This window comes from Syntrophomonas zehnderi OL-4, assembly GCF_000983115.1.
GTDB lineage: Bacteria > Bacillota > Syntrophomonadia > Syntrophomonadales > Syntrophomonadaceae > Syntrophomonas_B > Syntrophomonas_B zehnderi.
Map to the genome: position 1 here is coordinate 1 of NZ_CGIH01000005.1, position 22,832 is coordinate 22,832.

A 22,832-nucleotide genomic window follows, 5' to 3' on the forward strand; every position below is an offset into this window, starting at 1 on the left:
CTCGAACTATAGTATATTCCTAATTTATTTAAAAATAAAATTATTAAAAATAAATATTACTTTAACACGCTACGATAAATTGGAATAAAAATAATTATGAGAATACCGCTGCTTTTTTGTGGTAAACTATATGAATAACTTTTCAAAAGCTGCCCAGCAGCCAGTTTAGTAATGGAGGGACAAAAAGTGTCAGACAAAAACACCTATTATATCACCACGCCTATCTATTATCCCAGCGACAATCTACATATTGGCCATGCGTATACAACCGTTGCGGCTGACTGCATGGCTCGATTTAAAAGGATGCAGGGCATGGATGTATTTTATCTGACCGGTACCGATGAACATGGACAGAAAATCGAAAGGGCCGCGCGGGAAAATGGCAAAAAACCTATTGAACATGTGGATGAAATCGTTGCTGGCATCCGTAAACTATGGGATTTGCTGCTGATTACCAATGATGACTTTATTCGTACCACCGATGAGCGCCATGAGAAACTGGTACAAAAGATCTTTAACCAGGTCTATGAGCAGGGCGATATTTTTATATCTGAATATGAGGGCTGGTATTGCAGCCCCTGTGAAACATATTTTACCGAACGCCAGCTGATGGAAGGCAAATGCCCTGATTGCGGCCGGGAGGTGGAGTTGCTCAAGGAAGAGAGCTACTTTTTTAATATGGCTAAATATGCGCCCCGTCTGCTTAAACATATCGAAGAAAATCCGGAATTTATTCAGCCTGATTCCAGGCGCAACGAGGTTGTAAATTTCATTAAGAGCGGGCTGGAGGATCTTTGTGTATCCCGCACCACTTTTAGTTGGGGGATACCGGTGCCCTTTAATAAAAAACATGTCGTCTACGTCTGGTTTGATGCCTTGATAAATTATCTGACCGGGATCGGCTATCTGGAAGATGACGCAAAGTTTAACAAATATTGGCCGGCCGATGTGCATTTGATGGCTAAGGACATTATTCGCTTTCATGCCATCATCTGGCCCATCATGCTGATGGCACTCGATCTGCCCTTGCCTAAAAAGGTATGTGCCCACGGCTGGATTATGCTGGAAGGGGGCAAGATGTCCAAATCCAAGGGCAATGTCATTGATCCGGCGGTGCTTATAGAAAAATACGGGGTAGATGCGGTGCGTTATTACCTGCTCAAGGAACTAACCTTCGGGCAGGATGGCTTTTATTCCGAAGAAATAATGGTCAATCGCATTAATGCTGATTTGGCTAACGATCTGGGCAACCTTATCAGCCGCACCGTTGCCATGATTATCAGATATTTTGACGGGGTTATCCCGGCTCCTGGGGCGGGCGCACCGGTAGACGGCGAATTGCAGAAAATGGCCCGGGACACTTTTGCTGAAGCTACAGAAAAGCTGGATAAACTGGATTTTTCCGGTTATTTGATCCTGGTTTCGCGCTTGATATCCCGCGCCAACAAATACATCGATGAAACTGAACCCTGGAATCTGGCTAAAGACGAACAGCAAAAAAGCCGGCTGGGTACAGTCATGTACAACCTAACCGAGACCATCCGCATAGTTTTGATTATGACGGCTCCGGCTATGCCGACCTTGATTGAACGTGCCAATCAACAGCTGGGGATTTTCGCTGATGTGAAGAATATACGTTGGGAGGAAGCCGGCACCTGGGGCCTTAGCCCGGTTGGAGCCCAGGCCAAGAAAGGGCCTGCCTTGTTCCCGCGCATTGATCCTGCGTCATTGCAGAAAGATGATAATACGGATAATGCCCAAGCCCCAGCGGCTGTCCAAGAAACTTCGGCAGAAACAGCCGCAACAAAGAGCGTTATCACCATAGAAGATTTTGCCAAAATGGATCTGCGGGTGGCGGAAGTTATCGCCTGCGAAAAGATGGAAAAGGCCGACAAGCTGCTTATATTAAAGTTAAAACTGGGGGAGGAAGAACGTACAGTAGTGTCCGGCATCGCCAAGCACTACAGCCCGGAGGATCTCATCGGCAAAAAGGTTATCCTGGTGGCTAACCTCAAACCGACCAAACTAAGGGGAGTTTTATCCGAAGGGATGATCCTGGCCGCATCTGATGCGCAAGATAGCCAGTTGGAGGTTATCATGCTGCAATCGGATTTACCCTCAGGCAGTCAGGTAAGATAAAAACGAGAAACGAGCGATAAAACGTTGAGAGCGGCCGGTATTCTGGCCGCTTAGCCGCGTTAGGAGGTAGAACGATGTTAATTGATACCCATGCCCATCTGCAAGATGATGATTTGCAAAATGATTTGCCTCAGGTACTTAAGCGGGCAGCGGAGGCCGGAGTGGAGAAAATCATCTGTGTTGGCTATGATGTTAAGTCCTCCCAGGAAGCCTTAAACATGGCTCGCAAATATCGCCAGGTCTATGCTGCGGTAGGCATCCATCCGCATGATGCCCAACACCTGGATGATAAGGCCTTAAAACAACTCTATACTATGGCCAAGGATCCGCGGGTGGTAGCCATAGGTGAGATCGGTCTGGATTTTTATCGGGATTTATCGCCGCGTGATATTCAGCGGCAGGCCTTTGTGGCCCAGATCAAGCTGGCGCAGGAACTAAGCAAGCCTATTGTCATTCATGACCGGGATGCCCACCAGGAGGTAATGGAGATCATAAAAACCGAAAAAGCCGGGCGAAATCAGGGCATCATGCATTGCTATTCCGGAAGTTTGCCGCTGGCAGCTGAGTTGATAAAAGCTGGTTTCTACATATCCTTTGCCGGGCCCATAACTTTTAAAAATGCCCGCAAGGCCCAGGAAACAGCCGCCCAAATACCCATGGACAAAATACTGATTGAAACCGATTGTCCCTATTTGGCGCCGGAGCCATGGCGAGGCCAACGTAACGAACCGGCTAATGTCAAATATGTAGCTGCCAAATTGGCAGAACTGCGTAACAAAGGCGCGGACGAGATTGCCTATTTAACTAATCTAAACGCCAAAAAAGTCTATCGCATCAAAGATTAATATACCGACGCGGATAATATATTATATTATCCGCGTCCATTAAAAACCTCCCGAAAAACCTACCGTATTAAATCACCATTTATGCAAAATTAACGTGAATAAAAAGGGTTGGAAAAGGTTCGATTTCTGCAAACTTTTTACCTGCCCAGGAATAAAATAATAAAAAACAGCTAAGAATATTAAAGAATCAAAAAAGGAAGGAGCAGGCGTAACTGCCAATAAGTACCTAATTATTTGACTTTTGTATTTTTGTTTGTTATTTTGATAAAACTGGATACCTTTTTATAATTTAACTAGGGAGAGGTAACAGTAAAGGGAGGAAAAATATGAATTTAGCCTGGTCAAGAAGAGGCATATATATTTTAGTTGGCCTTGTGACTGTGGGAGTGCTTTTCATAAGCCTATTTTTTGCCCTGCAAAAACCAGTTTCCGTAATAATTGATGGAAAGCTAATTAAAAGCAGTGTGTTATTTACAGGTACGGTAGGAGATGTTTTAGCCAAAAACCATATAAAACTTGGGCAAATGGACAAAGTCGAGCCGGGTATCGATGCCGGGGTCAAAAAGAACATGAAAATCATCGTGACACGCGCTTTTAAGGTAAAAGTGCTGGCCGATGGACAGGTGAAAACGATCTATACGACTCCGGTATCGGTTAAAGAGGCGGTAGAACTGGCCGGTTTTGAAATGGGCGAAAAAGATATGATAAAGACTTTAGCCACAGCCAAGGTACGCCCCAATCAGGAAATAGAACTGATAAGAGTGACTGAACAGGAATTGACTATTGAAGAACCGCTTCCATTTGGAGTAGAGAGGGTGGATGACCCTACCCTGGAAAGAGGTTTGACGAAAACCGTAAAAGCCGGCAAAAATGGTGTAGCCCGCAACAAGGTCAGGATTACCTTTTATAACGGACAGGAGGGGAAAAGGGAAGTAATCGGCACTGAAGTTTTGGTGCCTCCGGAAAATAAAATTCTGGCTATGGGAAGTATAACGGCTGTTTCCCGTGGAGGCGAACGCATGAATTTCCGGGAAGCCAGATATATGCAAGCCACAGCCTATACTTATACCGGCTACCGGACGGCAACCGGTCTTAATCCGGCGGTAGGAATGGTAGCGGTCGATCCTCGGGTTATCCCGCTGGGAACCCGTTTATATGTAGAAGGCTACGGTTATGCCCGGGCGGCTGATACAGGAGGAGCCGTCAAAGGCGATAAAATAGACCTTTTCATGGAGGAATATAAACAATGTATCAACTGGGGGCGCAGGGTTGTCAAGGTCTATATATTGGAATAACAGCCGTAAAAAGATATCTTCGTTACGATACTGGCGCTGTAATAAAGCTATAACATCCAGCCCCCGGAGTCACATAGATTTTCGGCTCATTGCCAAAGCCACGCTAAAAGAATAACGATGCTAAAACCCACTTAAATGGCTTGACCTTTTAAGTGGGTTTATTTTGCATACCAGATTTTACCCAGTTTTAAAAGTGAAAAGAAAATAGAAACTATATTATAACCGGGCACTTAGCTATATCCACGTATATATTTTTGGCAAATCGGGCATTTCTTTAGCAGTGTGAAATCACAACGTTATCGTTACACATAAGCAAAGCGCACCAAAATCTATAAAATCAAGAACAACTGCAGTATAAGGGGGTTTTAGAAATGCGAAAAAAATATAGCAGCCTAATTATTCTTTTAGCCGGAGTCCTGTTGCTGGGGGGCTGTCAGCAGGCTAAAAAACCAGTTCCACCCGATACGGCACCTGCTCCCCGGCAAGTGACCGAGTCGGATGAAAGGGTTCTGGCAAATCGATTTTCCAGCCTTGCCAAGGAAGTTAACGGAGTAAATCAGGCAACGGTGGTGGTAGCGATGGCTGATGCCAGCCTAGGCTTGGGCAAAACCACCCCCGACAAAAACGACACCGACAAGAGCCTGGAAGAAGCCAAACACCATCCGGGGAAAATGGTGGTAATGGTCGGACTGACCCTTAATGACCATGCCATGGGAAATGAAAGACGCCAACAAAACGTAAAAAACGCCGTCAAAAAACGTATTTTAAAGAGCGATGAAAAGGTAAGCGATGTACTGGTAACGACTGATCCTAATATGGTAAAGAAAATTAATGACGTGGCTGCCGGTTTGCTAGAAGGCAAACCAATATTAAGTTATGCCAAAAGCGCAAGCGAGTTAGGCAAAGCGATGAAAGGCAAGGTTAAATAAAAATCAAACCCGGGGCATAACCCCCGGGTTTGATTATTTGGATCCTAAGGTCAATAATGTATAATATTATTTAATTACGACAGACCGGGGTTTATTAACCCCCCCCTAAATAAATTCATAATTGGGAGAGGTAATGACATTGTCCTTGGGATCAATAAACACAGTGCGGGGACTAATGCAAAGGCATGATTTATATGCCCGCAAAGGCATGGGTCAGAATTTTTTGCTGGATCAGAATATTATCAACAAAATCGCTGAATCTGCCGATATTGAAGCTGATGATTACATTGTGGAAATCGGCCCGGGACTGGGTTCTTTGACCCAGGCACTGGCTAAGCGCAGTCAAGGAGTTTTAGCGATTGATATTGACTTGCGCCTTAAAGCAGTACTAGAAGAGACCCTGGCCGATTACTCGAATGTAGAGGTTGTATTTCAGGATATACTAAAAACAGATATCGAAAATGAATTAATCAAAGCCTTTGAGCTAAAAGAAATAAAGCCATATAAGGTCTGTGCCAATATCCCTTACAATATCACCACCCCAATTATTTTCCAATTGCTCAAAGATTGTCCGCATATGCAGTCTGCAGTACTTATGATGCAAAAGGAAGTCGGGAATCGCATCCTGGCTTCCCCCGGGAACAAAGATTATGGAAGGCTGACAGTCGCCGTAGGTTGTTTTGCAAAAATTGAACATATATTAAATGTATCATCTAATTGTTTTTATCCCCGGCCGCAGGTAGATTCAGTAGTTCTAAAGTTTACCCCCAACCAGAATCCGGATTACCTGCAGATAGACGAAGCATGTTTTCATAAACTATTAAATACAGCCTTTCAACAACGCCGCAAAACAATCTTAAATATCTGTGCCGGTTTTTTTAACCAGGATAAATCAGTTGTTAAAATAAAGCTTCAACAATTGGGATTAGACCCCAATTTAAGACCGGAAAACTTAAGCCAGCAGGATTATATAAATCTTTTAAAGGAATTTAATGAAAATCGTGGATATTATCAACGGTAGTTGTGGCCCTGCGGGTCATGGGCTGTTATGATAACCATTCTTAGATTAGCTAGTCTTACTCTAGCAGGAGGGCATCAACCCATGGAGTTATTTACCAGCCCCAGCAAGGGCAAAATGAGTCTTAAAGAAGTAGTAATGGATATCCTTGATTATGTATGTGAGGATACCAGTTATAGCTACAAATTAATAGTAGGCAGTGATTCGCATCCTTACGAAAACGAAACCTGTTTTGTTTCGGCTATCATTATTCATCGTATCGGCAAAGGGGCCAGGTATTATTACCATAAGCAGAATCAGAAACGCATTAACAGCCTCAGCCAGAGAATATTTACGGAGGCTGCCTTAAGCCTGGATCTGGCCGATCGGCTCAGCACCAGTTTAAAGGAAAACGGACAGGAAGACATGCCGGTAGAAATTCACCTGGATGTGGGAACCCATGGAGCTACCCGCGAATTGGTAAAAGAAGTGATTGGCATGGTCGTTGGCAGCGGATTTGATGCCCGCATTAAACCGGATGCGAGTGGAGCCAGTAAGGTGGCCGACCGGTACACCAAATAACCGCTTAAGACCAGCCTTGATCATTGCGGCAGGTACTAGATGCCATATGGCACTGGTACCTGTTTTGCTTTAGCTTTTATGGCAATCTTTACTTGGTAAGACTAAACGCAACCTTTTTCTCTTTACTGGGTTGCATTTACTTTGTCTATTGAGGGGGATAGATAAACTCTCGATTTTAACGTATTATGTGTTGACATGAGGATGCTTTTTTAATATACTATTTATTTCCCGATTGACATTATTGTTACGATGGTATAATATTAACATGGTAAATTGAATTAAGAGGGTGGTAATGTGATGACTTCTCCCAGAGCTATCTCAGATATAAAAAAAGATCTGGAGTCTTTCGTTGGCAGCAAAATAAAACTAAAAGCTAACCGGGGAAGAAACCGTATCATTGAGAGGGAAGGGGTACTTGAATCCATTTACCCAAATATATTTGTGGTTAAGCTAAATGAGAGAAAAATAGACCGCCGGGTGTCTTACACCTATGCGGATGTCTTAACCGAGACGGTGGAGCTTTTCGTATATGATACCCAGGATGAAGAGATAAGAATTGCCTCTGCGAACGGCTAAAATATTTTTTTAAGACTGCGATTTATTCGCAGTTTTTTTTTTGCATCTTTAGCAGCGTTCTCTAAATGCGGTTGGGATTGTTAAGGGCAGTTAAAGGATATTTTTTAATGCCTAATACATAAACTTTAGTTGGGTAAAAACCAGGTGGTAAACATACTTCTGCTTTTAAGGCCATATAATGAAATATTAATGGCACAGATTAATAATATTTATGCGCAAGACGGTGAGGTGGGATTTGTGTACCCGCAAGTAATTATCTGGTCTCCGGTGGTCGTGGCCGGTCTTAAGTCAACACGAAACTATAGATGCCAAAGCAGCTATCCGCTGGATAAAATATATAAAAAAATAGAAGATATGAAAATACGGATAAAGTCCCACCAGGTCAAGATTTACGGCAAAGCGGCAGAAAACCAAGTATATCTGCAGGTATTATGTTGGCTGGAAGACTACCAGGGAAAATCGTGTTCCATCATCCGGGAGGAAAAATTAACGGAGAGAGTATCCCTGAATGAATTTGACGATCATCCCTATGACCCGCTGGAGTTACGCCATATACTGGATATTCTGGATTTTAGCTGGGACGCAGACCTAAACGGTCAGTTGCTGGAAATAAACTACGAGCTGACCTATAATGTCTTGGCTGTGCGGGAGCAAAAGGTGTCAATTCAAACTGCTTTGGGAATTGCTCCCTTAGATGCGTTGCTGCCTCCCGGGGAGGGTGATCATTTAGAGCAGATTGCGGAGGAAAACAGGCAATTGCGCAAGCAAATGGATTTATATGAAAAAAACCTGGGCAGCCTGAAGCGGGGTATAAAAAAAGCCGAAAGCCAAAACAACTTATTAAATAAAGAACTGGGCAGTTATAAGGATATGGTTAGCGAATTAAGGGAGGCCGTCAGGAGGGATCAGGGCAGCTCAGGTTATCAAAACGAGTCGGCAAAAATGGCGCCTACCGAAGATAGCCTGGGCAAAAAAATAAAAAGGATGTTTTTAAACAACCAATAAGAAAACCGGAGCCAAAGCGGCCAACCTCTCACAAATATAGAGGTTGGCCGTTTTGGCGCTCTTATTTTGGGATGGATAAATTCGTTAACCAGGTAATCACACAATGATAACCCCTTTCATAATATATCATAGAAATTTAGCAGTAAATTTCTATGATTACCAGCAGCCTAAAGAATATTAGAGAAACGGAGGGGAAAGTAAGATGGCCGAACTAAAGTGCGAATATCCGGAAGGATGCAGGTTGGATCTCTGGGCCAAAGTCATCAAGGCAAAGTATATTGAAAAACAAGTCAAAGTTATGGAAGTCTTTGAATGTATACCCCTATATCCCCGTGATGAATGGGGTGACGGGTGTTATGTAAACATGATCGATGACTTTAAAGTCAAAGTAGTAAGGGCCGAGGAGATTCTTAATTTTAACCGGGTAAAAATCTTAATCGAGTTTGACGTTACTTTATTTGTAATCCTGGAGGACGGCAGTTATCAGGTATATAACATGCCTGGCAATATTTATGAACAAACCATAGAACTCGATGAGTTTGATCCGCCGCTGAGTGTTGAAGAATTCCGCAATGAAATTGATGATTCGGACATTATACTCTGCAACTGGACGTTTGATTACGAAATCAAAGGAGCTTGCGAAGATCCTTGTGGACCCTGTTATCCACTTATGGAGGGAGCGGACTGCCCAATCAATCGCGGAACCTGCGTATATCTGGTTGTTTATGTTGATATCATCGACAAACTGGGCAAGATGCATGACATTATCGTCTATGGCGAATTAGACCCGGAGGTAGACTGTTAAATCAGATTCTGTAAGCCCGGTGAGTGGTAAGCTGCCATGCCCGGCTGACTGGCCGGGCATTTGTCTGTCGATGACAAGTTTTAATGTAAACCCCTTATCCTGGAGGTGTTTAGATGAATACGCGAATTCCCAGGCCAGATAAAGACCGAATGCGGGCTCAGCTGGAAGAAGTTTTACGCCAACAGAAAGCCTGGATGGAAAAGATTGAAGCCTTCCAGATGGAAACAAAAGCCCCTGATTATCAAGCGTTTTGGGCAGATTTAAACAACAGCTACGTGGAGTTAAACAACAAAATATCCCGTTATATGGTAAGAAAATGCAACCGCTGAATATAGCGGCGGGTGAGCAGGTGCTCACAAACGCCGGGAAGGATCTTACCAGGGGAGGGAATGGATGAAAAGCCTGGGATTGGCTCTAGGCGGCGGTGGCATGAGGGGGATGGCCCATATCGGTATATTGCAGGTATTATGGGATCATGGTCTGACCCCGGAATTTATATCCGGTACCAGTGTGGGCAGCATAATGGCAGCTTTTTATGCCGCGGGTATTTCTCCCTATCGCCTGGAAAAGATCGTTTTAGGGTTAAAACCGACCGATTATCTGGACTACAATATCGGCGGAACTATTAAATATTTGTTCAGTCTGGTCTGTCCCGGCTATGATACTGCCTTAAACGGAGTTTTGCAGGGCAACAAGATTGAAAAGATCATATATCGTTATACCAAAGGCAAAAAGTTAAAGGATATGCCCTTACCCTTGGCTATCGTTGCCTGCGATATCGATACCGGCAAAAAAGTGATCTTTACCAACCAGGATATAGACTATGAGCAAGCCGATGTGGTTATTATAAAGGACGCCCTGGTCAGCGAAGCTGTGCGAGCCAGCATCTCTATACCGGTTACCTTTAAACCCAAGCATTTGCAGGGAATGCAGATGGTTGACGGCGGAATCAAGGATATCCTCCCGGTTACTGTTAATAAAGTGATGGGAGCGGATTATGTTCTGGGGGTAAACCTCGGCCGGGAAATATATGATACCAAAGTAGAAGGGATTTTACAGATAGTATCCCGCACTCTCAGTATCCTGACCTATGAAACTTCGGATTTGGCGGAGGAAATATATGCCGATATGATCATCTATCCTAAAATAAATGGAGCCCGGCTGGAGGATATTGGCAAAGCGGGAATATTTATACGCGCCGGGCGTCGTGCCATGAAAGAGAAGTTAAATGAATTAAAACAGGGTTTAAAGGAGTCTGGATAGTAACAGAAATTACCCCATCAACATATACTAAGCACAAAGCAGAACTTCTAGTCCAGGATTCACGATCTGACGGGGAGGGGGTAAAAATGGCTACTGAACAATTTGAACATGCAACGTTTTATTTAACACGTCAACAGGTCAATGACATAAAAGAGCTGGCCAAGAAAAACCAAATATCGCGCAGTGCATTGGTTAGAATGATTATTAGAGAATACCTGGCCAAACAGGATGAAAATAAAGGCTGATCTTACAGAGGGGGTTGTTTCCAGTCTGTATGCTTACATCTTAAAGGGGCACAGTCTGACGTTCTTGGGGTGTCGTTAAAATGACACCCCAAGAACGTCAGACTGTGCTGTACCATAACCATAGCAGTCTTAAAAGTGCAAGTGTTGTAAAGCAATCATTTTCCACTCAGGCATTGCTGAAGCCCTGTTTAGAGAGTTCTGCCAGTAATGGAAATTAAATTCATGTATCTGCCGTTGTCAGCATTTATCATGGCTCTATCTTCAACCGCATAAGGATTGTCAGTAGAAAGCCAATCATTCCAGGCCCTATCAAAGCAGTTCATTTCTTCTATACAGTAGTCAGCAAGCGACTTTTCAAACATTGGTCTCCACCAGTCAATTGAATGCCACATAGCCAGGGCTTCTTCTTCCCAAAATGACTTCATCTCAGCAGGAATATTTTCCTGCACTTCAAATTTCATGCCGGGAAAAGCAAGAGCCACCCAAGCATTATTTTTTAAGAACGGTTTTAACTTTTCGCTGAAGTATTTATCGTTATTCCCAAAATAATGATAAGCATCTACACTTACTACAGCATCAAAATAATCATTGGCAAACGGGAGGCTTAGTGCATCTGAATGTATGGGGATAATTAAATCATCAACCTCCATTTGTCGGAAACGCCTTAGGTTATCGGTTGCAGAAACCCACAAATCAACCGCAAAAACCTGCACCCCATATTTTTTTGCCAAAAAAATAGAAGTTAAACCTTTCCCGCAACCCAAATCTAGAACCCGCATCCCTTTTTTTAAGGGAAGAAGGTGAGTTAGTTCTTCAATTATGATTAGTGAGTTCGGTCCCATCATATGCAACGCCAGAAATTCTTTACTAAAGTTCATTGTCAAACCTCCCCAGTCAAGCCAGCCAAGGGGATGGATCTTGAGGCAGGCATTTCCAATTAACCGCATCCTTTATTAACGACCTGCCAAGACCGGTTACTCTGGAAATCTGACTGCAAGATAATCTTTCCCCGTGGTGTATAGCGTCTTTTTCATGCTTTAAAATAGTCGGCCGGTTTTTTCCCCGCCAAGCAATATGGTATATACCTGCCCATTTCTCCCGGTCAGTTCCCGGCATGGCATGCACCTCCTAGATTATAGTATAATTATACGGATATTTTTACCAGACCCAAGAGCCGTCTGGCTGGTCGAGATAAAATTCCCCAGCCCAAAAAATAAATCCATTCCCCAAAAAGTATCTGAATCCGGGTTAAACTGATATTTAGAAAAAAAGAGATTCCATTAGCCTGGTGAGGAAATCAAAGCTGGGGAGTCTGCTCCACCTTCCAAGAGCGTTCTCCTGGGGCATGGTATAATGATGTATACTGAATACCCGGTATTCATGTATACAAAATACGGGTATATTTAGTTATAATCATTTTTAATGAATGAAGCCATATTAAATGCAGCAGGGAGGAAAAAACCGCAATGAGTTCTTATAACCCTTATGAAAATGCGCAAGCCCAGTTTGACCGGGTGGCGAAAATTATCGGCCTAGATGAAGCCAGCTGTCAGCTGCTGCGCCAGCCGATGCGGGAGTATCATTTTACTATTCCGGTACATATGGATGATGGTACTACCAAAGTTTTTAACGGTTACCGGGTGCAGCATAATGATGCCCGAGGCCCGGCCAAAGGCGGCATACGCTTTCATCCTCATGAGACAGCGGATACCGTAAAAGCGCTGGCCATGTGGATGACCTGGAAATGTTCGGTAGTCGATATTCCGCTGGGCGGAGGCAAAGGCGGGATTGTCTGCGACCCCCGCAATATGACCGAGAACGAGCAGGAAAGACTTTGCCGGGGCTGGGTCAGACAGATTGCTAAAGACGTAGGGCCGCTTATCGATGTCCCGGCACCGGATGTAATGACTAACAGCAAACATATGTTGTGGATGCTGGATGAATTTGAAACGATTCATGGCGGCCGCTATCCCGGCTTTATCACCGGTAAACCGGTAGGCATGGGCGGATCTTTAGGCAGAACAGAAGCCACCGGTTACGGCGTAATCTATACCGTTCGCGAAGCCCTTAAAGACCTGGGGATCGATATTAAAAACACCACCGCCAGCATCCAGGGGTTTGGCAATGTAGCCCAGTATGCCACCCGGCTGTTTGAAAATCTGGGGGGTAAAGTGGTGGCAGTTTCCTGCTGGGACAATGTCGACCACAAAGCTTACACCTTTCTTAAAAAAGATGGATTAAATGGGGAAGCCCTGCAGGCAATAGCTGATCCCTTCGGAGGTCTTAATAAGGATAAAGCCCGCGATCTGGGCTGTCAAATACTGCCGGGAGATGCCTGGCTGGAACAGGAGGTTGATGTTTTAATCCCGGCAGCCCTGGAAAACCAGATCAATATGGATAATGTGAAAAAGATTAGTCCCGCCGTAAAAATTATCGCCGAAGGAGCCAATGGCCCGATTAATACCGAGGCCGATGAAATTATCAGGGCCAGCGGTATTTTCCTCATTCCTGATTTCCTGGCCAACGCCGGAGGAGTAACCTGCAGTTATTTTGAGCAGGTACAATCGAACCTGAATTTTTTCTGGGAAAAGGACGAGGTCTTGGACAAACTTGATATTAAGATGACCTCAGCTTATAGAGCCGTTAAGGATATAGCTGAGCGGAAATCCTTATACATGCGGGATGCAGCCTACGTCATAGCCATAAACCGGGTAGCCCAGGCTGTAAAGATGCGAGGCTGGGTATAAGCGTATTAGAAAGCGGAAACGCTGCGGGGAAATAATGTAGGGTGGGTAGCTGATGGATGATAGGCAAGCCGCCGGTGAATATTTGCTGGACAACCTGAAAGAAAGAGCCAAAGAGTTAAACTGTCTATATAAGGTGGATGAGATACTAAATAATCCGCGCTTATCCCTGGCGGAGATTTTTACGGGCATAACGAGGGTTATGCCCTCGGGGTGGCAGTTTCCTGAGCAATGTCAGGCCCGGATAGTATATGCCGGCAACAGCTACCAGACCCCGGGTTTTAAAAGCTCGCCCATATCCCTGAGTGCCGATATTAAAATAAGCGATAAGATTACAGGCACGATAGAAGTTATCTATACACATGAAGTGCCCAAAGCCGAAGACGATTATTTCCTGGAAAAAGAAATAAAACTCATCAATACTATTGCTGATCGGATTGGCCAGAGCATTTTTAAACGGCATATGGAACAGGTTTGGCAGGAATGGAATACCTCCAGAAACGCAACCGCGGACAGTGATGTTACCCGGGAATGGATGGTTATGGTTGACATTTTGAGCAGAACTGATCCCCATATGCTGCTGCATATCTGCCGCAAAATGATAAATCACCTCTATTTAAGCGGGATACAGGAAGCCGCAGCGATCTTCGGGGATTTTTCGTCCGGTTGGCAAGGAGGGTACGCCGGGGAAGTTAATTATCCCAGTGAAAAGCAGCCTCGGGCCAACATAGAAGATATACGTAAAAAAACATTTCACTTGGCTGCCCATCATTTAAGCGATGCGGAAATATCCGTGCGGCTGAAGCAATGGATACAGGAAGAAAAAGCCTATCCCTTGATAAGGGCCGTTGACCGGCTCGATGCTTCCGTAAAAGAAATAGTAAACGTAGTCAGTCGTTACAGCTATACCGCCCAGGACAACGAACGCAGTTATTTTCCCCTGGAAAGATGGCTGGTGGTAGCATTAATCCAGCGTTTTCTTTCCGAAAAAATGGACTTTATTGTCATTGCCCGTCAATACCTGGAAATAAGCGATTTTAGTAATATCGTCAGCCGGCTCATCTTTCCGGAAGGCAGCCATGGCAAAATTGGGGGCAAAGCCACCGGCCTGTTTTTAGCCCAGCAGATTATAGAAAAAGCCGCGGAGGATCAACCGCTCTTAAAAGCCGTCAAGGTGCCCAAAACCTGGTATATAACTACAGATGAATCCAAAGAATTTATCCACTACAACCATCTGGAAGATTTAAATGTGCAAAAATACAAGGAACTATATGAGATAAGACTTGATTACCCCAACATTATCCAAATCCTAAAAAATTCCGAATTACCGCCGGGTGTCGTTAAAAGTCTGGCCATGGCCTTAGATGATTTCGGGGATGTTCCCCTTATTGTACGCAGCTCCAGCCTGCTGGAAGACCAGTTGGGGGCAGCATTTGCCGGCAAATACAAAAGCCTTTTTCTGGCCAACCAAGGCAGCAAACAAGAACGGCTGCAAGCCCTTATGGGTGCCATAGTAGAAGTTTACGCATCCATTTACAGCCCGGACTCAATTCAATACCGGGCCGAAAGAGGTTTGTTGGATTTTAACGAAGAAATGGGCATCCTCATCCAGGAGGTGGTAGGGTGCCGCATAGGGCCTTATTATCTGCCGCTTTATGCCGGGGTGGGCTTCAGCCAAAATGAATTTCGCTGGTCCCCGCGCATCAAACGTCAGGACGGACTGCTCCGTCTGGTAATGGGTTTGGGTACCCGCGCGGTAGATAGATTAAGTGATGATTTTCCGGTGCTGGTTTCGCCCGGACAGCCCCAGCTCAGGGTCAATAAAGTTCCGGATGAAATAAAACGTTATTCCCCCCAAAAAGTAGATGTTATCAACCTGGAGAAAGACACCTTCGAGACGGTAGAAATAAACGAGCTGATTAGAACCCATGGTGACCAGGTTCCCCATCTGCAGAAACTTTTTTCGATATACAGGGAGGATTATATCAAAAAACCGCTGGCCTTTGAGGTTGACTGTAGGCAGGATGATCTCCTGCTGACATTTGATGGTCTGATTTCCGATACCCCCTTTATCAGGCAAATATATATGATCCTTACGCTGTTGCAGGACAAACTAGGCACAGCGGTGGATATTGAATTTGCCTCTGACGGGGAAAACTTCTATCTTTTACAATGCCGTCCCCAGTGTTTTGGCCCGGAAAACGCCGCGGCACCCATTCCCAAGGACATCCCGTCTAAGGACATCGTCTTTTCTGCCCAGCGTTACATTGCCAATGGAACCATATCGGATATATCACATATTGTATATGTCAGACCGGAAGGTTATAACCGGCTGCCTAACCGGGACAATCTGCTGGATGTAGCCCGGGCAGTCGGTAAACTCAATTTACTCTTGCCCAGACGTCGCTTTCTTTTAATGGGGCCGGGGCGCTGGGGAAGCCGCGGCGATATTAAGATGGGAGTTCCGGTAAGCTATGCCGATATATACAATACCGCTGCCCTAATCGAAATAGCCCGCCAAAAATCCAACTATCTGCCGGAACTGTCCTTTGGCACCCATTTTTTTCAGGATCTGGTCGAGGCTGATATTCGTTACCTGCCTCTTTATCCGGATGATCCGGGGATTGAATTTAACGAAAGATTCTTAGACCGCTGTGAAAACATACTAACCCGAATTCTGCCGGAATTCAGCTACCTTGACGAGGTCGTTCGGGTAATCGATGTGCCCGCCAATACCGGGGGCAACATACTGATGATAGCAATGAATGCAGATTTGAATGAAGCTTTGGGATATCTGGCGCCTTCTTCGCCGGCTATCCAGGCGCCTTATGCAAAAGCCATAATAGACTGGCAGGAGCCCGGGGAAACGTATTCTGAGGACAGGTACTGGCGCTGGCGTTTTCATATGGCGGAGAAAATAGCCGCCCACCTGGATTTAAAAAAATTGGCGGTCAAAGGGATATATCTGTTCGGCAGTACCAACCACGGAACCGCCGGCCCGGGAAGTGATATTGACCTTTTGATCCACTTTCAGGGGGATAATAAACAGTATGAAGAGTTGATGCACTGGCTCAAAGGCTGGAGCCAGTGCCTGGCCGAGATTAATTACCTAAAAACCGGCTATAATACAGAAGAATTATTGGACATTCATATCGTCACCGACCAGGACATCGCCAACCAAACCGCCTTCGCGATGAAAATAAATTCCCCCACCGACCCCGCTTACCCGCTAATTCAAATAAAATAGCGAGGGCCCACAAGGGTACTTTTTCAGTGGTCTCGGACGGTTCTTATGACACTACATCCTTGCTAAATGTGGAAAGTAAAAGTAATTGATGCCGGAAACAAATAGTTTTGATTTCTATCTGAGGCTTCAACCGATGCTTTCCTGCTTTAGTCACCTCACGTATACAAACTACTGTTTACGGCATATACTATGGATAAAGAATTCTTGATAATTCAAGAATTAAAAGGAGTGATATTGATGAACCTGGCAAAGGTATCTGCAAACGGTCAGGTCACTGTTCCCATCGAAATTCGACGCAAACTTAACCTTAAGGAAGGAGATAAAATACTCTTTATTGAGCGTGAAAACGGCGAAATTGTAATTAACAATGCGTCTGCCACGGCCATTCTAAAAGCACAAAAGGCATTTGCGGGAGTGGCTGAAAAAGTCGGTATCGAGGATGAAGACCAGGTGCAGATTCTTATTGATGAAGTACGCTACGGAAAGGATTCCAAATAATGAAGATACTGGTCGATACAAACATTCTCATATACGCAATACTCTGGCCTAATTCAAAGCCTGCTGCCGCTTTGCTCCACGTTGCGCGGTTTCATGAATTGGTGCTATGTGACCGTAATATCTTTGAACTGCGGGATGTGCTGAGACGTAAGGCACCGCAGGTTTTGGCCGATGTTGATGTTTTTCTGGCCGAGCTTGCTTATGATTTAGTGCCTGCGCCTGAATATCCGCAGAAACTGATAAGCGATCCAAAGGATCAGCCGATTCTCAATGCCGCCATCATTACGGATGTTGATATCATTATCAGTGGAGATAAGCATTTCTTGATGCTTGATATGGAGCGGCCGCGCACAATGACTGCCGCACAGTATTTGGAATGGATTGTATCAAAAGAATAGATTCAGCCTGTTTATCCATATCAACACCCTTTATTACCGCATTAATAAAATAGAGCATTTACTTGAACTCGACCTGTCCCGGATGGATACCCGGGTCAACCTTTACACAGCCATTAAAATATGGGACATGCTGAAATGCAATCGCCTTTTAGCATAAAAAAGCGGCGCCTGCTGACATCTCTTTCCGCAGGCGCCGCCGCTTAGAAGCCCGGGGATCTTTTTAGGGAATGAAATTCATCTTGCGGGTTTCGAATTCCAGGCAGTCTCCAGTGCCTGGCCGAGATTAATTACTTAAAAACCGGCTATAATACAGAAGAATTATTGGACATTCATATCGTCACCGATCAGGACATAGCCAACCAAACCGCCTTCGCGATGAAAATAAATTCCCCCACCGACCCTTTGTGTCCTCTGGTGTTTAAAGTTTTGGATTGCTGGCAATACTGAAAGCATAAGGGGGAGAGATGGGAATGTATAAAAAGTTAAGTGCTCTTATCGTTTTAATCACATTTATTTTGGCCGGGATTCAACTGGCCGGTGCTCAGGATGAAAAAATAGCTGATTCAGTACTGCGTTTGCACGTAATTGCCAACAGTGATGATCCGGCCGATCAGGCCTTGAAACTAGCTGTCAAGGATGAAGTGGTGCAGTATATGCTTAAGGAGTTTGTTGACACTGCCGATGCTGCCCAGGCCAAAGAGTTGGCTCAAAAAGAACTGCCTCGTATACAGGCTCTGGCCAAAGCCAAGGTAGAGGCCAGTGGTTACAGTTATCCTGTAGAGGTATGGGTAGGAGAATTTGATTTTCCCGCCAAGTCTTATGGCGATATGATTTTTCCGCCGGGAAAATATCAGGCAGTGCGGGTGATTATCGGCGAGGGTAAGGGCCAAAACTGGTGGTGCGTTCTGTTTCCGCCCCTGTGTCTGGTTTCATCCGGTGATCAGGGGTTAAGTCTCAACAGCCCGCAGAAAGCCCGGGTTACTTTAAAATGCCTGGAATTTTTCCCGGCGGGAAAAAATAATGACAAGTTATAAAAAAATATTGCTTTCCCATCCCCCATTTTAAAGGAACGGCCTTGGTGTCGTTCCTTTTTTTTCAAGTAAAAGTTATAATAATTAGAAAATGATGAAGGAGATAATATGCAAGCGCAGCGTTCTGACCTGACAGATCACGAAGCCCGACTTAATATGTCCGCCTCAGATCTTAAGGCTCAGCATTTTAATTATTGGATTGAAGCCCCGGCCAAAATCAATCTGACCCTGGACATCAAAGGCAAACGGCCTGACGGTTACCATGAACTGGAGACCATGATGCACCAGATTACTCTGGTGGATCGGATAGGTTTTAGGCGGGGCGGGCAAGGGATAAGGCTTAATACCGACAGTCCGGATATACCTGCTGACGAGCAGAACCTGGCCTATAAAGCCGCCCGGTTGCTGTTTGAAAAATTTAATCTTCAGGAAGGTATACAGATTTTTATTGAGAAAAATATACCTGTAGGAGCCGGCCTGGCTGGAGGCAGTACCGATGCAGCTGCGGTACTGACAGGTATCAACCGGCTTTTTGATCTGGGGCTTGAGGAAAAACAATTGCTGGAATTAGGGGGCGGTCTGGGATCGGATGTGCCGTTTTGTTTGCTGGGAGGAACCGCCCTAGGCAGGGGTCGGGGCGAAATACTAACACCGATAAAAAATGGGCCAAAACTTACTATCGTGCTGGTCAAGCCCGATTTTCAAATTTCAACGTCCGAGGTTTACAGTGATTTTCGCATGGACAGGGTAAAAAAATTTCCAGACAATGAGGCTTTTATTTCTGCTTGGCAGAGTTGTGATATTATTAGTGTATCCCGACAGCTGAACAATGTTTTGGAATCGGTCAGCATACAATGGCATCCCCGGATTGCGGACATTAAGGAGCAGCTTTGCGAACTGGGAGCCTTAAACGCCCTGATGTCGGGAAGTGGCCCGAGCGTATTTGGAATCTTTACCAGATATGAAATTGCCCGGCAGGCTTGGGCGCATATCAAGCAGCAATACCCGCAAACCTATCTGGTTTCAACTTATAAGAAGGGGGAAAAATATGACTGAAAAACGACTCATGCCGGTAAACTTGGACTCCTATAAGCCTTTACGGGAACTCGTTTTGGAGGCTATCCGTGAGGCGATTATGAACGGTTCTTTACAGCCCCGGGAAAGGTTAATGGAAATTCAACTGGCTGAGGAGTTGGGGGTATCCCGCACCCCGGTTCGGGAAGCGTTGCGAAAGCTGGAGCTGGAGGGTTTTATCGTCATGGTTCCCCGTAAGGGAGCCTATGTATCTGACCTCTCCCTGAAGGACATCGCTGATGTTTTTGAGATAAGGGCCGCCCTGGAAGGCCTGGCCGGGGGTCTGGCAGCGGATAGAATCACCGAGGATGAACTGGAAGAAATGGAACACACGCTGGTTGAAAAGGCCAATGCCATCCAAAATGATGATATCGATAAACTGGTAGAGGTGGATACCAAATTCCACGAAGCCTTGTATAAAGCCAGCCGTAACGAAAGGCTGTTTCCCATTATCAGCAACCTGCGGGAACAGATCCAAAGATTCAGACTAAACTCCCTGTCAGTTCCCGGCCGCAAACAGGAATCCCTGGAGGAACATCGTAATATCCTGGAAGCTATTCAGGCTCGCAACGTACCGCTGGCTCGACAGTTGGCCCAGGAACATATTGAAAACGCTGAAAATGTATTAATTGATTCACTCAAAAAAGACGGATTCTCTGGCAACAGATCAGATACTGAATAGAGTTTATACAATAATAATTTAATGACTCCCGAAGGAGGTAGAGCATGCCCTACGATACGGTTATACTCGCTGGCGGAGAGAGCAGCAGTGATTTAAAGAAGATGGCTCCATATGACAATGAGGCCTTAATCATTATCGGTAATTATCCTATGATCTACTATGTATACCGGGCATTGCGTGCATCGGCCCAGATAGACAGGATAATTGTAAGCGGGCCGATAGACGCCTTAAAAAACATACTGCCGCGGGATGAAAAACTCCTTTTTGTGGAGGGGGGCAGTAATGCCATGGATAGCTTTGCTCGGGCGGTAAAGATACTGGAAGCCACGCAAATCAGCAACAAGGTTCTGGTTTTGCCCACCGATATACCTTTTATTACTACTGCAGCTATAGATGATTTCCTGGATCGCTGTGAAGAAACCGATGATGATTTTTATTACCCGGTAACCTGCCAGGAGGTAAACGAAGCCAAATTCCCCGGCGTACAACGTACCTATGTGCGGCTACTGGATGGGGTTGTGACCGGAGGCAACCTGTTTTTAATCCGCAGTGCACTAATTGAGAGATGCTTGGAGATGGGCGTTAAATTAGTGGAAAGAAGAAAAAACCCCCTGTCCATGGCTCGATTATTTGGCTTTGGCTTGGTTTGGAAGTATATTACCCACCGGCTTAGCATAGCAATAGTCGAAAAAAGATTCTACCAGGTATTAGGCATCCGCGGCAAGGGCATTATATCACCTTATGCTGAAGTTGGGGTGGATGTGGACAAGCCCAGTGACTTGAGACTGGCCCAGGAAAAACTAGGCAATATAAGCTTTGATGATTAAAGAAACCAGCCTCCCGGCTGGTTTTTCATATGTTAGACCTATCGGCAGGATCAGATAAAAAATCCTAGAACTTTTTACATTTTGACTTATCTCGGGGTATAATACAGTAGGACTCAGACAGATAGAGAGGGTTTTGCATAATTAATTACCTATTTTTTACCCCTCAGCATCGCGTTTATTTTATGACTGCGGGTGTGCAATCAGTACCCCTTAATTTTTCAACAGTCGATTATGCAAAAACTTCAGATAACGAATTTGAGGTGAAAAGCCAAGTGAATTGTTCAGCGGTTATACTAGCTGCAGGCAAAGGGGTGCGCATGCACTCCAATTATCCCAAAGTGGTACACCGGGTAGCAGGTACGCCCATGATAGTCCACGTTGTAAATGCCGTCACTGAAGCCGGGATCGAAAAAATTACCCTGGTAGTGGGCCACCAACAGGAATTAATCAAAGCATTGTTTGTGGGACAAGAGGTTAATTTTGCCAACCAGGCAGAGCAATTGGGAACCGGACATGCCTTGCTGCAAGCGCGGGATATTGTCCAGGATGACGATATGATACTGGTAACAGCAGGAGATACCCCCCTCCTACAAGCCCAAACCTTAGAGGCTCTGATCAAACACCATCAGCAAAGCCAAGCTACAGCTACAATATTATCTACCAGGCTTAACAATCCATCCGGATACGGCCGGATTGTCAGGAATGAAAATGGTGTTTTTTTGCGTATTGTGGAAGAAAAAGATGCCACCCCGGATGAGAAAAGAATAAACGAGATAAATTCCGGTATGTATTGTTTCCAGGTCAAAGAAGCTTTCAAGGCTCTTTCTGCCTTAAGTTCCGGCAATGCCCAGGGAGAGTATTACCTTACCGATATATTGGAGATACTAAGACAGGATCGGCAGCGGGTGGAGGTACTTTGTCTGGATGCTAAGGAAGACATATACGGTATCAACAATCGGGAACAACTGGCCTGGGCAGAAAAAATCATGCGTCAGCGTATCAACCAGGAGTTGATGTTATCCGGTGTGACCATGATTGATCCGGACAGTACCTATATTGATGCCGGAATTAAGATAGGAATGGACACAACCATTTACCCATCCTGCATAATTGAAGGTAACAGCCGCATCGGGGAAGGCTGCGAAATTGGCCCCGGAACCCGCATAAGCGATTCAATCATCGGAAATCATGTATCCATCGAGAACTCACGCATTAAAGAAGCCCGGGTAGGTGATAACTGCACAATTGGCCCTTACGCCTACCTCAGACCGCAGGCAGTTCTGGAGACCGGGGTCAAGGTGGGTGATTTTGTGGAAATAAAAAAATCCACCATCGGTGCGGGCAGCAAAATTCCGCATTTAAGTTATATCGGTGATGCCAAACTGGGGCAGGGGGTTAATGTGGGAGCCGGTACCATAACCTGCAACTATGATGGTAAAAATAAATGGCCGACTCTCCTGGAGGATGGCGTATTTATAGGGAGCAATACGAATCTGGTAGCCCCGGTTAGAATAGGAGCCCATGCAGTAACCGGAGCGGGGTCAACCATAACCAAGGATGTGCCCCCCCAAGCCTTGGGATTGGAACGGGCCGAACAGAAAAACATTTTGGATTGGAAGTCAGGAAAACGCGACTAGCAGGGAGGTTAAA

General features: G+C 45.2%; 24 protein-coding genes. 22 read left to right on the forward strand and 2 right to left on the reverse strand.

The window, feature by feature from the left end:
- Positions 1-171: 171 nt before the first annotated feature.
- The 12 genes from metG to AAV90_RS14325 all read left to right on the forward strand — a co-directional run bounded on the left by metG (position 172) and on the right by AAV90_RS14325 (position 10,681).
- The gene (gene metG, locus AAV90_RS02050; protein WP_046495282.1) at positions 172-2,139 is read left to right on the forward strand and encodes a methionine--tRNA ligase; all 1,968 of its coding nucleotides are present in this window, start codon (positions 172-174) and stop codon (positions 2,137-2,139) included.
- Positions 2,140-2,213: 74 nt separating this feature from the next.
- Positions 2,214-2,984, forward strand: coding sequence for a TatD family hydrolase (locus AAV90_RS02055; protein ID WP_046495285.1), 771 nt, complete (start codon positions 2,214-2,216; stop codon positions 2,982-2,984).
- Positions 2,985-3,310: 326 nt separating this feature from the next.
- On the forward strand, positions 3,311-4,279 hold the full coding sequence (locus AAV90_RS02060; protein WP_046495287.1) for a 3D domain-containing protein: 969 nt from the start codon (positions 3,311-3,313) through the stop codon (positions 4,277-4,279).
- A 371-nt stretch (positions 4,280-4,650) separates the two neighbouring features.
- Positions 4,651-5,208, forward strand: a complete 558-nt coding sequence (locus tag AAV90_RS02065; protein ID WP_046495289.1) for a YhcN/YlaJ family sporulation lipoprotein — start codon at positions 4,651-4,653, stop codon at positions 5,206-5,208.
- Between the two features lie 145 nt (positions 5,209-5,353).
- Positions 5,354-6,229, forward strand: coding sequence for a 16S rRNA (adenine(1518)-N(6)/adenine(1519)-N(6))-dimethyltransferase RsmA (gene rsmA / locus AAV90_RS02070; protein WP_207642028.1), 876 nt, complete (start codon positions 5,354-5,356; stop codon positions 6,227-6,229).
- 81 nt (positions 6,230-6,310) lie between these two features.
- On the forward strand, positions 6,311-6,787 hold the full coding sequence (locus tag AAV90_RS02075; RefSeq protein WP_046495293.1) for a ribonuclease H-like YkuK family protein: 477 nt from the start codon (positions 6,311-6,313) through the stop codon (positions 6,785-6,787).
- A gap of 297 nt (positions 6,788-7,084) precedes the next feature.
- A complete protein-coding gene (locus tag AAV90_RS02080; protein ID WP_046495294.1) occupies positions 7,085-7,363 on the forward strand; it encodes a Veg family protein in 279 nt (92 codons plus the stop codon).
- 129 nt (positions 7,364-7,492) lie between these two features.
- Positions 7,493-8,368 carry a hypothetical protein gene (locus tag AAV90_RS02085; RefSeq protein ID WP_046495296.1) on the forward strand — a complete coding sequence of 292 codons (876 nt, stop codon included), beginning with the start codon at positions 7,493-7,495 and terminating at the stop codon, positions 8,366-8,368.
- Between the two features lie 202 nt (positions 8,369-8,570).
- On the forward strand, positions 8,571-9,173 hold the full coding sequence (locus tag AAV90_RS02090) for a hypothetical protein (protein WP_046495299.1): 603 nt from the start codon (positions 8,571-8,573) through the stop codon (positions 9,171-9,173).
- A gap of 113 nt (positions 9,174-9,286) precedes the next feature.
- A complete protein-coding gene (locus AAV90_RS02095) occupies positions 9,287-9,502 on the forward strand; it encodes a hypothetical protein (RefSeq protein WP_046495301.1) in 216 nt (71 codons plus the stop codon).
- A gap of 64 nt (positions 9,503-9,566) precedes the next feature.
- Positions 9,567-10,436, forward strand: a complete 870-nt coding sequence (locus AAV90_RS13905) for a patatin-like phospholipase family protein (RefSeq protein WP_052729542.1) — start codon at positions 9,567-9,569, stop codon at positions 10,434-10,436.
- Between the two features lie 86 nt (positions 10,437-10,522).
- On the forward strand, positions 10,523-10,681 hold the full coding sequence (locus AAV90_RS14325) for a ribbon-helix-helix domain-containing protein (protein WP_084691433.1): 159 nt from the start codon (positions 10,523-10,525) through the stop codon (positions 10,679-10,681).
- Positions 10,682-10,869: 188 nt separating this feature from the next.
- Here the strand turns inward: AAV90_RS14325 and AAV90_RS02105 are convergent, their stop codons facing one another.
- Both AAV90_RS02105 and AAV90_RS02110 read right to left on the reverse strand, forming a co-directional pair.
- A complete protein-coding gene (locus AAV90_RS02105) occupies positions 10,870-11,559 on the reverse strand; it encodes an SAM-dependent methyltransferase (protein ID WP_046495303.1) in 690 nt (229 codons plus the stop codon).
- 16 nt (positions 11,560-11,575) lie between these two features.
- On the reverse strand, positions 11,576-11,797 hold the full coding sequence (locus AAV90_RS02110) for a hypothetical protein (RefSeq protein WP_046495305.1): 222 nt from the start codon (positions 11,795-11,797) through the stop codon (positions 11,576-11,578).
- A gap of 350 nt (positions 11,798-12,147) precedes the next feature.
- On the opposite strand from AAV90_RS02110, the gene AAV90_RS02115 reads away from it, so the two are divergent.
- From AAV90_RS02115 to glmU, 10 genes are all read left to right on the forward strand, one after another.
- Complete coding sequence (locus AAV90_RS02115) at positions 12,148-13,428, forward strand: Glu/Leu/Phe/Val family dehydrogenase (RefSeq protein WP_046495308.1); 1,281 nt, start codon at positions 12,148-12,150, stop codon at positions 13,426-13,428.
- Positions 13,429-13,480: 52 nt separating this feature from the next.
- Positions 13,481-16,672 carry a PEP/pyruvate-binding domain-containing protein gene (locus AAV90_RS02120; RefSeq protein WP_046495311.1) on the forward strand — a complete coding sequence of 1,064 codons (3,192 nt, stop codon included), beginning with the start codon at positions 13,481-13,483 and terminating at the stop codon, positions 16,670-16,672.
- Between the two features lie 189 nt (positions 16,673-16,861).
- Complete coding sequence (locus AAV90_RS02125; RefSeq protein WP_341363004.1) at positions 16,862-17,170, forward strand: AbrB/MazE/SpoVT family DNA-binding domain-containing protein; 309 nt, start codon at positions 16,862-16,864, stop codon at positions 17,168-17,170.
- On the forward strand, positions 17,170-17,568 hold the full coding sequence (locus AAV90_RS02130) for a PIN domain-containing protein (RefSeq protein ID WP_046495315.1): 399 nt from the start codon (positions 17,170-17,172) through the stop codon (positions 17,566-17,568). The genes AAV90_RS02125 and AAV90_RS02130 overlap by 1 nt, the downstream gene beginning before the upstream one ends.
- Positions 17,552-17,725 (forward strand): helix-turn-helix domain-containing protein, encoded by a 174-nt coding sequence (locus tag AAV90_RS15690; protein ID WP_198142797.1) that lies wholly within the window; start codon positions 17,552-17,554, stop codon positions 17,723-17,725. The genes AAV90_RS02130 and AAV90_RS15690 overlap by 17 nt, the downstream gene beginning before the upstream one ends.
- A 313-nt stretch (positions 17,726-18,038) precedes the next feature.
- Positions 18,039-18,602: a stage II sporulation protein R gene (gene spoIIR / locus AAV90_RS02135; RefSeq protein ID WP_052729543.1), complete on the forward strand. Its 564-nt coding sequence runs from the start codon at positions 18,039-18,041 to the stop codon at positions 18,600-18,602.
- Between the two features lie 105 nt (positions 18,603-18,707).
- Positions 18,708-19,655, forward strand: coding sequence for a 4-(cytidine 5'-diphospho)-2-C-methyl-D-erythritol kinase (ispE, locus tag AAV90_RS02140; protein ID WP_052729544.1), 948 nt, complete (start codon positions 18,708-18,710; stop codon positions 19,653-19,655).
- A complete protein-coding gene (locus AAV90_RS02145) occupies positions 19,648-20,355 on the forward strand; it encodes a GntR family transcriptional regulator (protein ID WP_046495317.1) in 708 nt (235 codons plus the stop codon). The genes ispE and AAV90_RS02145 overlap by 8 nt, the downstream gene beginning before the upstream one ends.
- Positions 20,356-20,399: 44 nt before the next feature.
- A complete protein-coding gene (locus tag AAV90_RS02150; protein ID WP_046495319.1) occupies positions 20,400-21,182 on the forward strand; it encodes a nucleotidyltransferase family protein in 783 nt (260 codons plus the stop codon).
- Between the two features lie 272 nt (positions 21,183-21,454).
- A complete protein-coding gene (gene glmU / locus AAV90_RS02155; protein WP_076982593.1) occupies positions 21,455-22,819 on the forward strand; it encodes a bifunctional UDP-N-acetylglucosamine diphosphorylase/glucosamine-1-phosphate N-acetyltransferase GlmU in 1,365 nt (454 codons plus the stop codon).
- The last annotated feature ends 13 nt before the right edge of the window (positions 22,820-22,832 follow it).

Excerpts from the sequence above, each read along its gene's own strand:
- AAV90_RS02130 (WP_046495315.1), top strand. The coding sequence starts at position 17,170 with ATGAAGATACTGGTCGATACAAACATTCTCATATACGCAATACTCTGG.
- metG (WP_046495282.1), top strand. The coding sequence starts at position 172 with ATGGAGGGACAAAAAGTGTCAGACAAAAACACCTATTATATCACCACG.
- AAV90_RS02115 (WP_046495308.1), top strand. The coding sequence starts at position 12,148 with ATGAGTTCTTATAACCCTTATGAAAATGCGCAAGCCCAGTTTGACCGG.
- AAV90_RS02055 (WP_046495285.1), top strand. The coding sequence starts at position 2,214 with ATGTTAATTGATACCCATGCCCATCTGCAAGATGATGATTTGCAAAAT.
- AAV90_RS02120 (WP_046495311.1), top strand. The coding sequence starts at position 13,481 with ATGGATGATAGGCAAGCCGCCGGTGAATATTTGCTGGACAACCTGAAA.
- AAV90_RS02145 (WP_046495317.1), top strand. The coding sequence starts at position 19,648 with ATGACTGAAAAACGACTCATGCCGGTAAACTTGGACTCCTATAAGCCT.
- spoIIR (WP_052729543.1), top strand. The coding sequence starts at position 18,039 with ATGTATAAAAAGTTAAGTGCTCTTATCGTTTTAATCACATTTATTTTG.
- AAV90_RS02150 (WP_046495319.1), top strand. The coding sequence starts at position 20,400 with ATGCCCTACGATACGGTTATACTCGCTGGCGGAGAGAGCAGCAGTGAT.
- AAV90_RS02090 (WP_046495299.1), top strand. The coding sequence starts at position 8,571 with ATGGCCGAACTAAAGTGCGAATATCCGGAAGGATGCAGGTTGGATCTC.
- AAV90_RS02105 (WP_046495303.1), bottom strand. The coding sequence starts at position 11,559 with ATGAACTTTAGTAAAGAATTTCTGGCGTTGCATATGATGGGACCGAAC.
- AAV90_RS13905 (WP_052729542.1), top strand. The coding sequence starts at position 9,567 with ATGAAAAGCCTGGGATTGGCTCTAGGCGGCGGTGGCATGAGGGGGATG.
- AAV90_RS02080 (WP_046495294.1), top strand. The coding sequence starts at position 7,085 with ATGACTTCTCCCAGAGCTATCTCAGATATAAAAAAAGATCTGGAGTCT.
- AAV90_RS02095 (WP_046495301.1), top strand. The coding sequence starts at position 9,287 with ATGAATACGCGAATTCCCAGGCCAGATAAAGACCGAATGCGGGCTCAG.
- AAV90_RS02110 (WP_046495305.1), bottom strand. The coding sequence starts at position 11,797 with ATGCCGGGAACTGACCGGGAGAAATGGGCAGGTATATACCATATTGCT.
- ispE (WP_052729544.1), top strand. The coding sequence starts at position 18,708 with ATGCAAGCGCAGCGTTCTGACCTGACAGATCACGAAGCCCGACTTAAT.
- AAV90_RS02075 (WP_046495293.1), top strand. The coding sequence starts at position 6,311 with ATGGAGTTATTTACCAGCCCCAGCAAGGGCAAAATGAGTCTTAAAGAA.
- AAV90_RS02065 (WP_046495289.1), top strand. The coding sequence starts at position 4,651 with ATGCGAAAAAAATATAGCAGCCTAATTATTCTTTTAGCCGGAGTCCTG.
- AAV90_RS14325 (WP_084691433.1), top strand. The coding sequence starts at position 10,523 with ATGGCTACTGAACAATTTGAACATGCAACGTTTTATTTAACACGTCAA.
- AAV90_RS02060 (WP_046495287.1), top strand. The coding sequence starts at position 3,311 with ATGAATTTAGCCTGGTCAAGAAGAGGCATATATATTTTAGTTGGCCTT.
- AAV90_RS02125 (WP_341363004.1), top strand. The coding sequence starts at position 16,862 with ATGGATAAAGAATTCTTGATAATTCAAGAATTAAAAGGAGTGATATTG.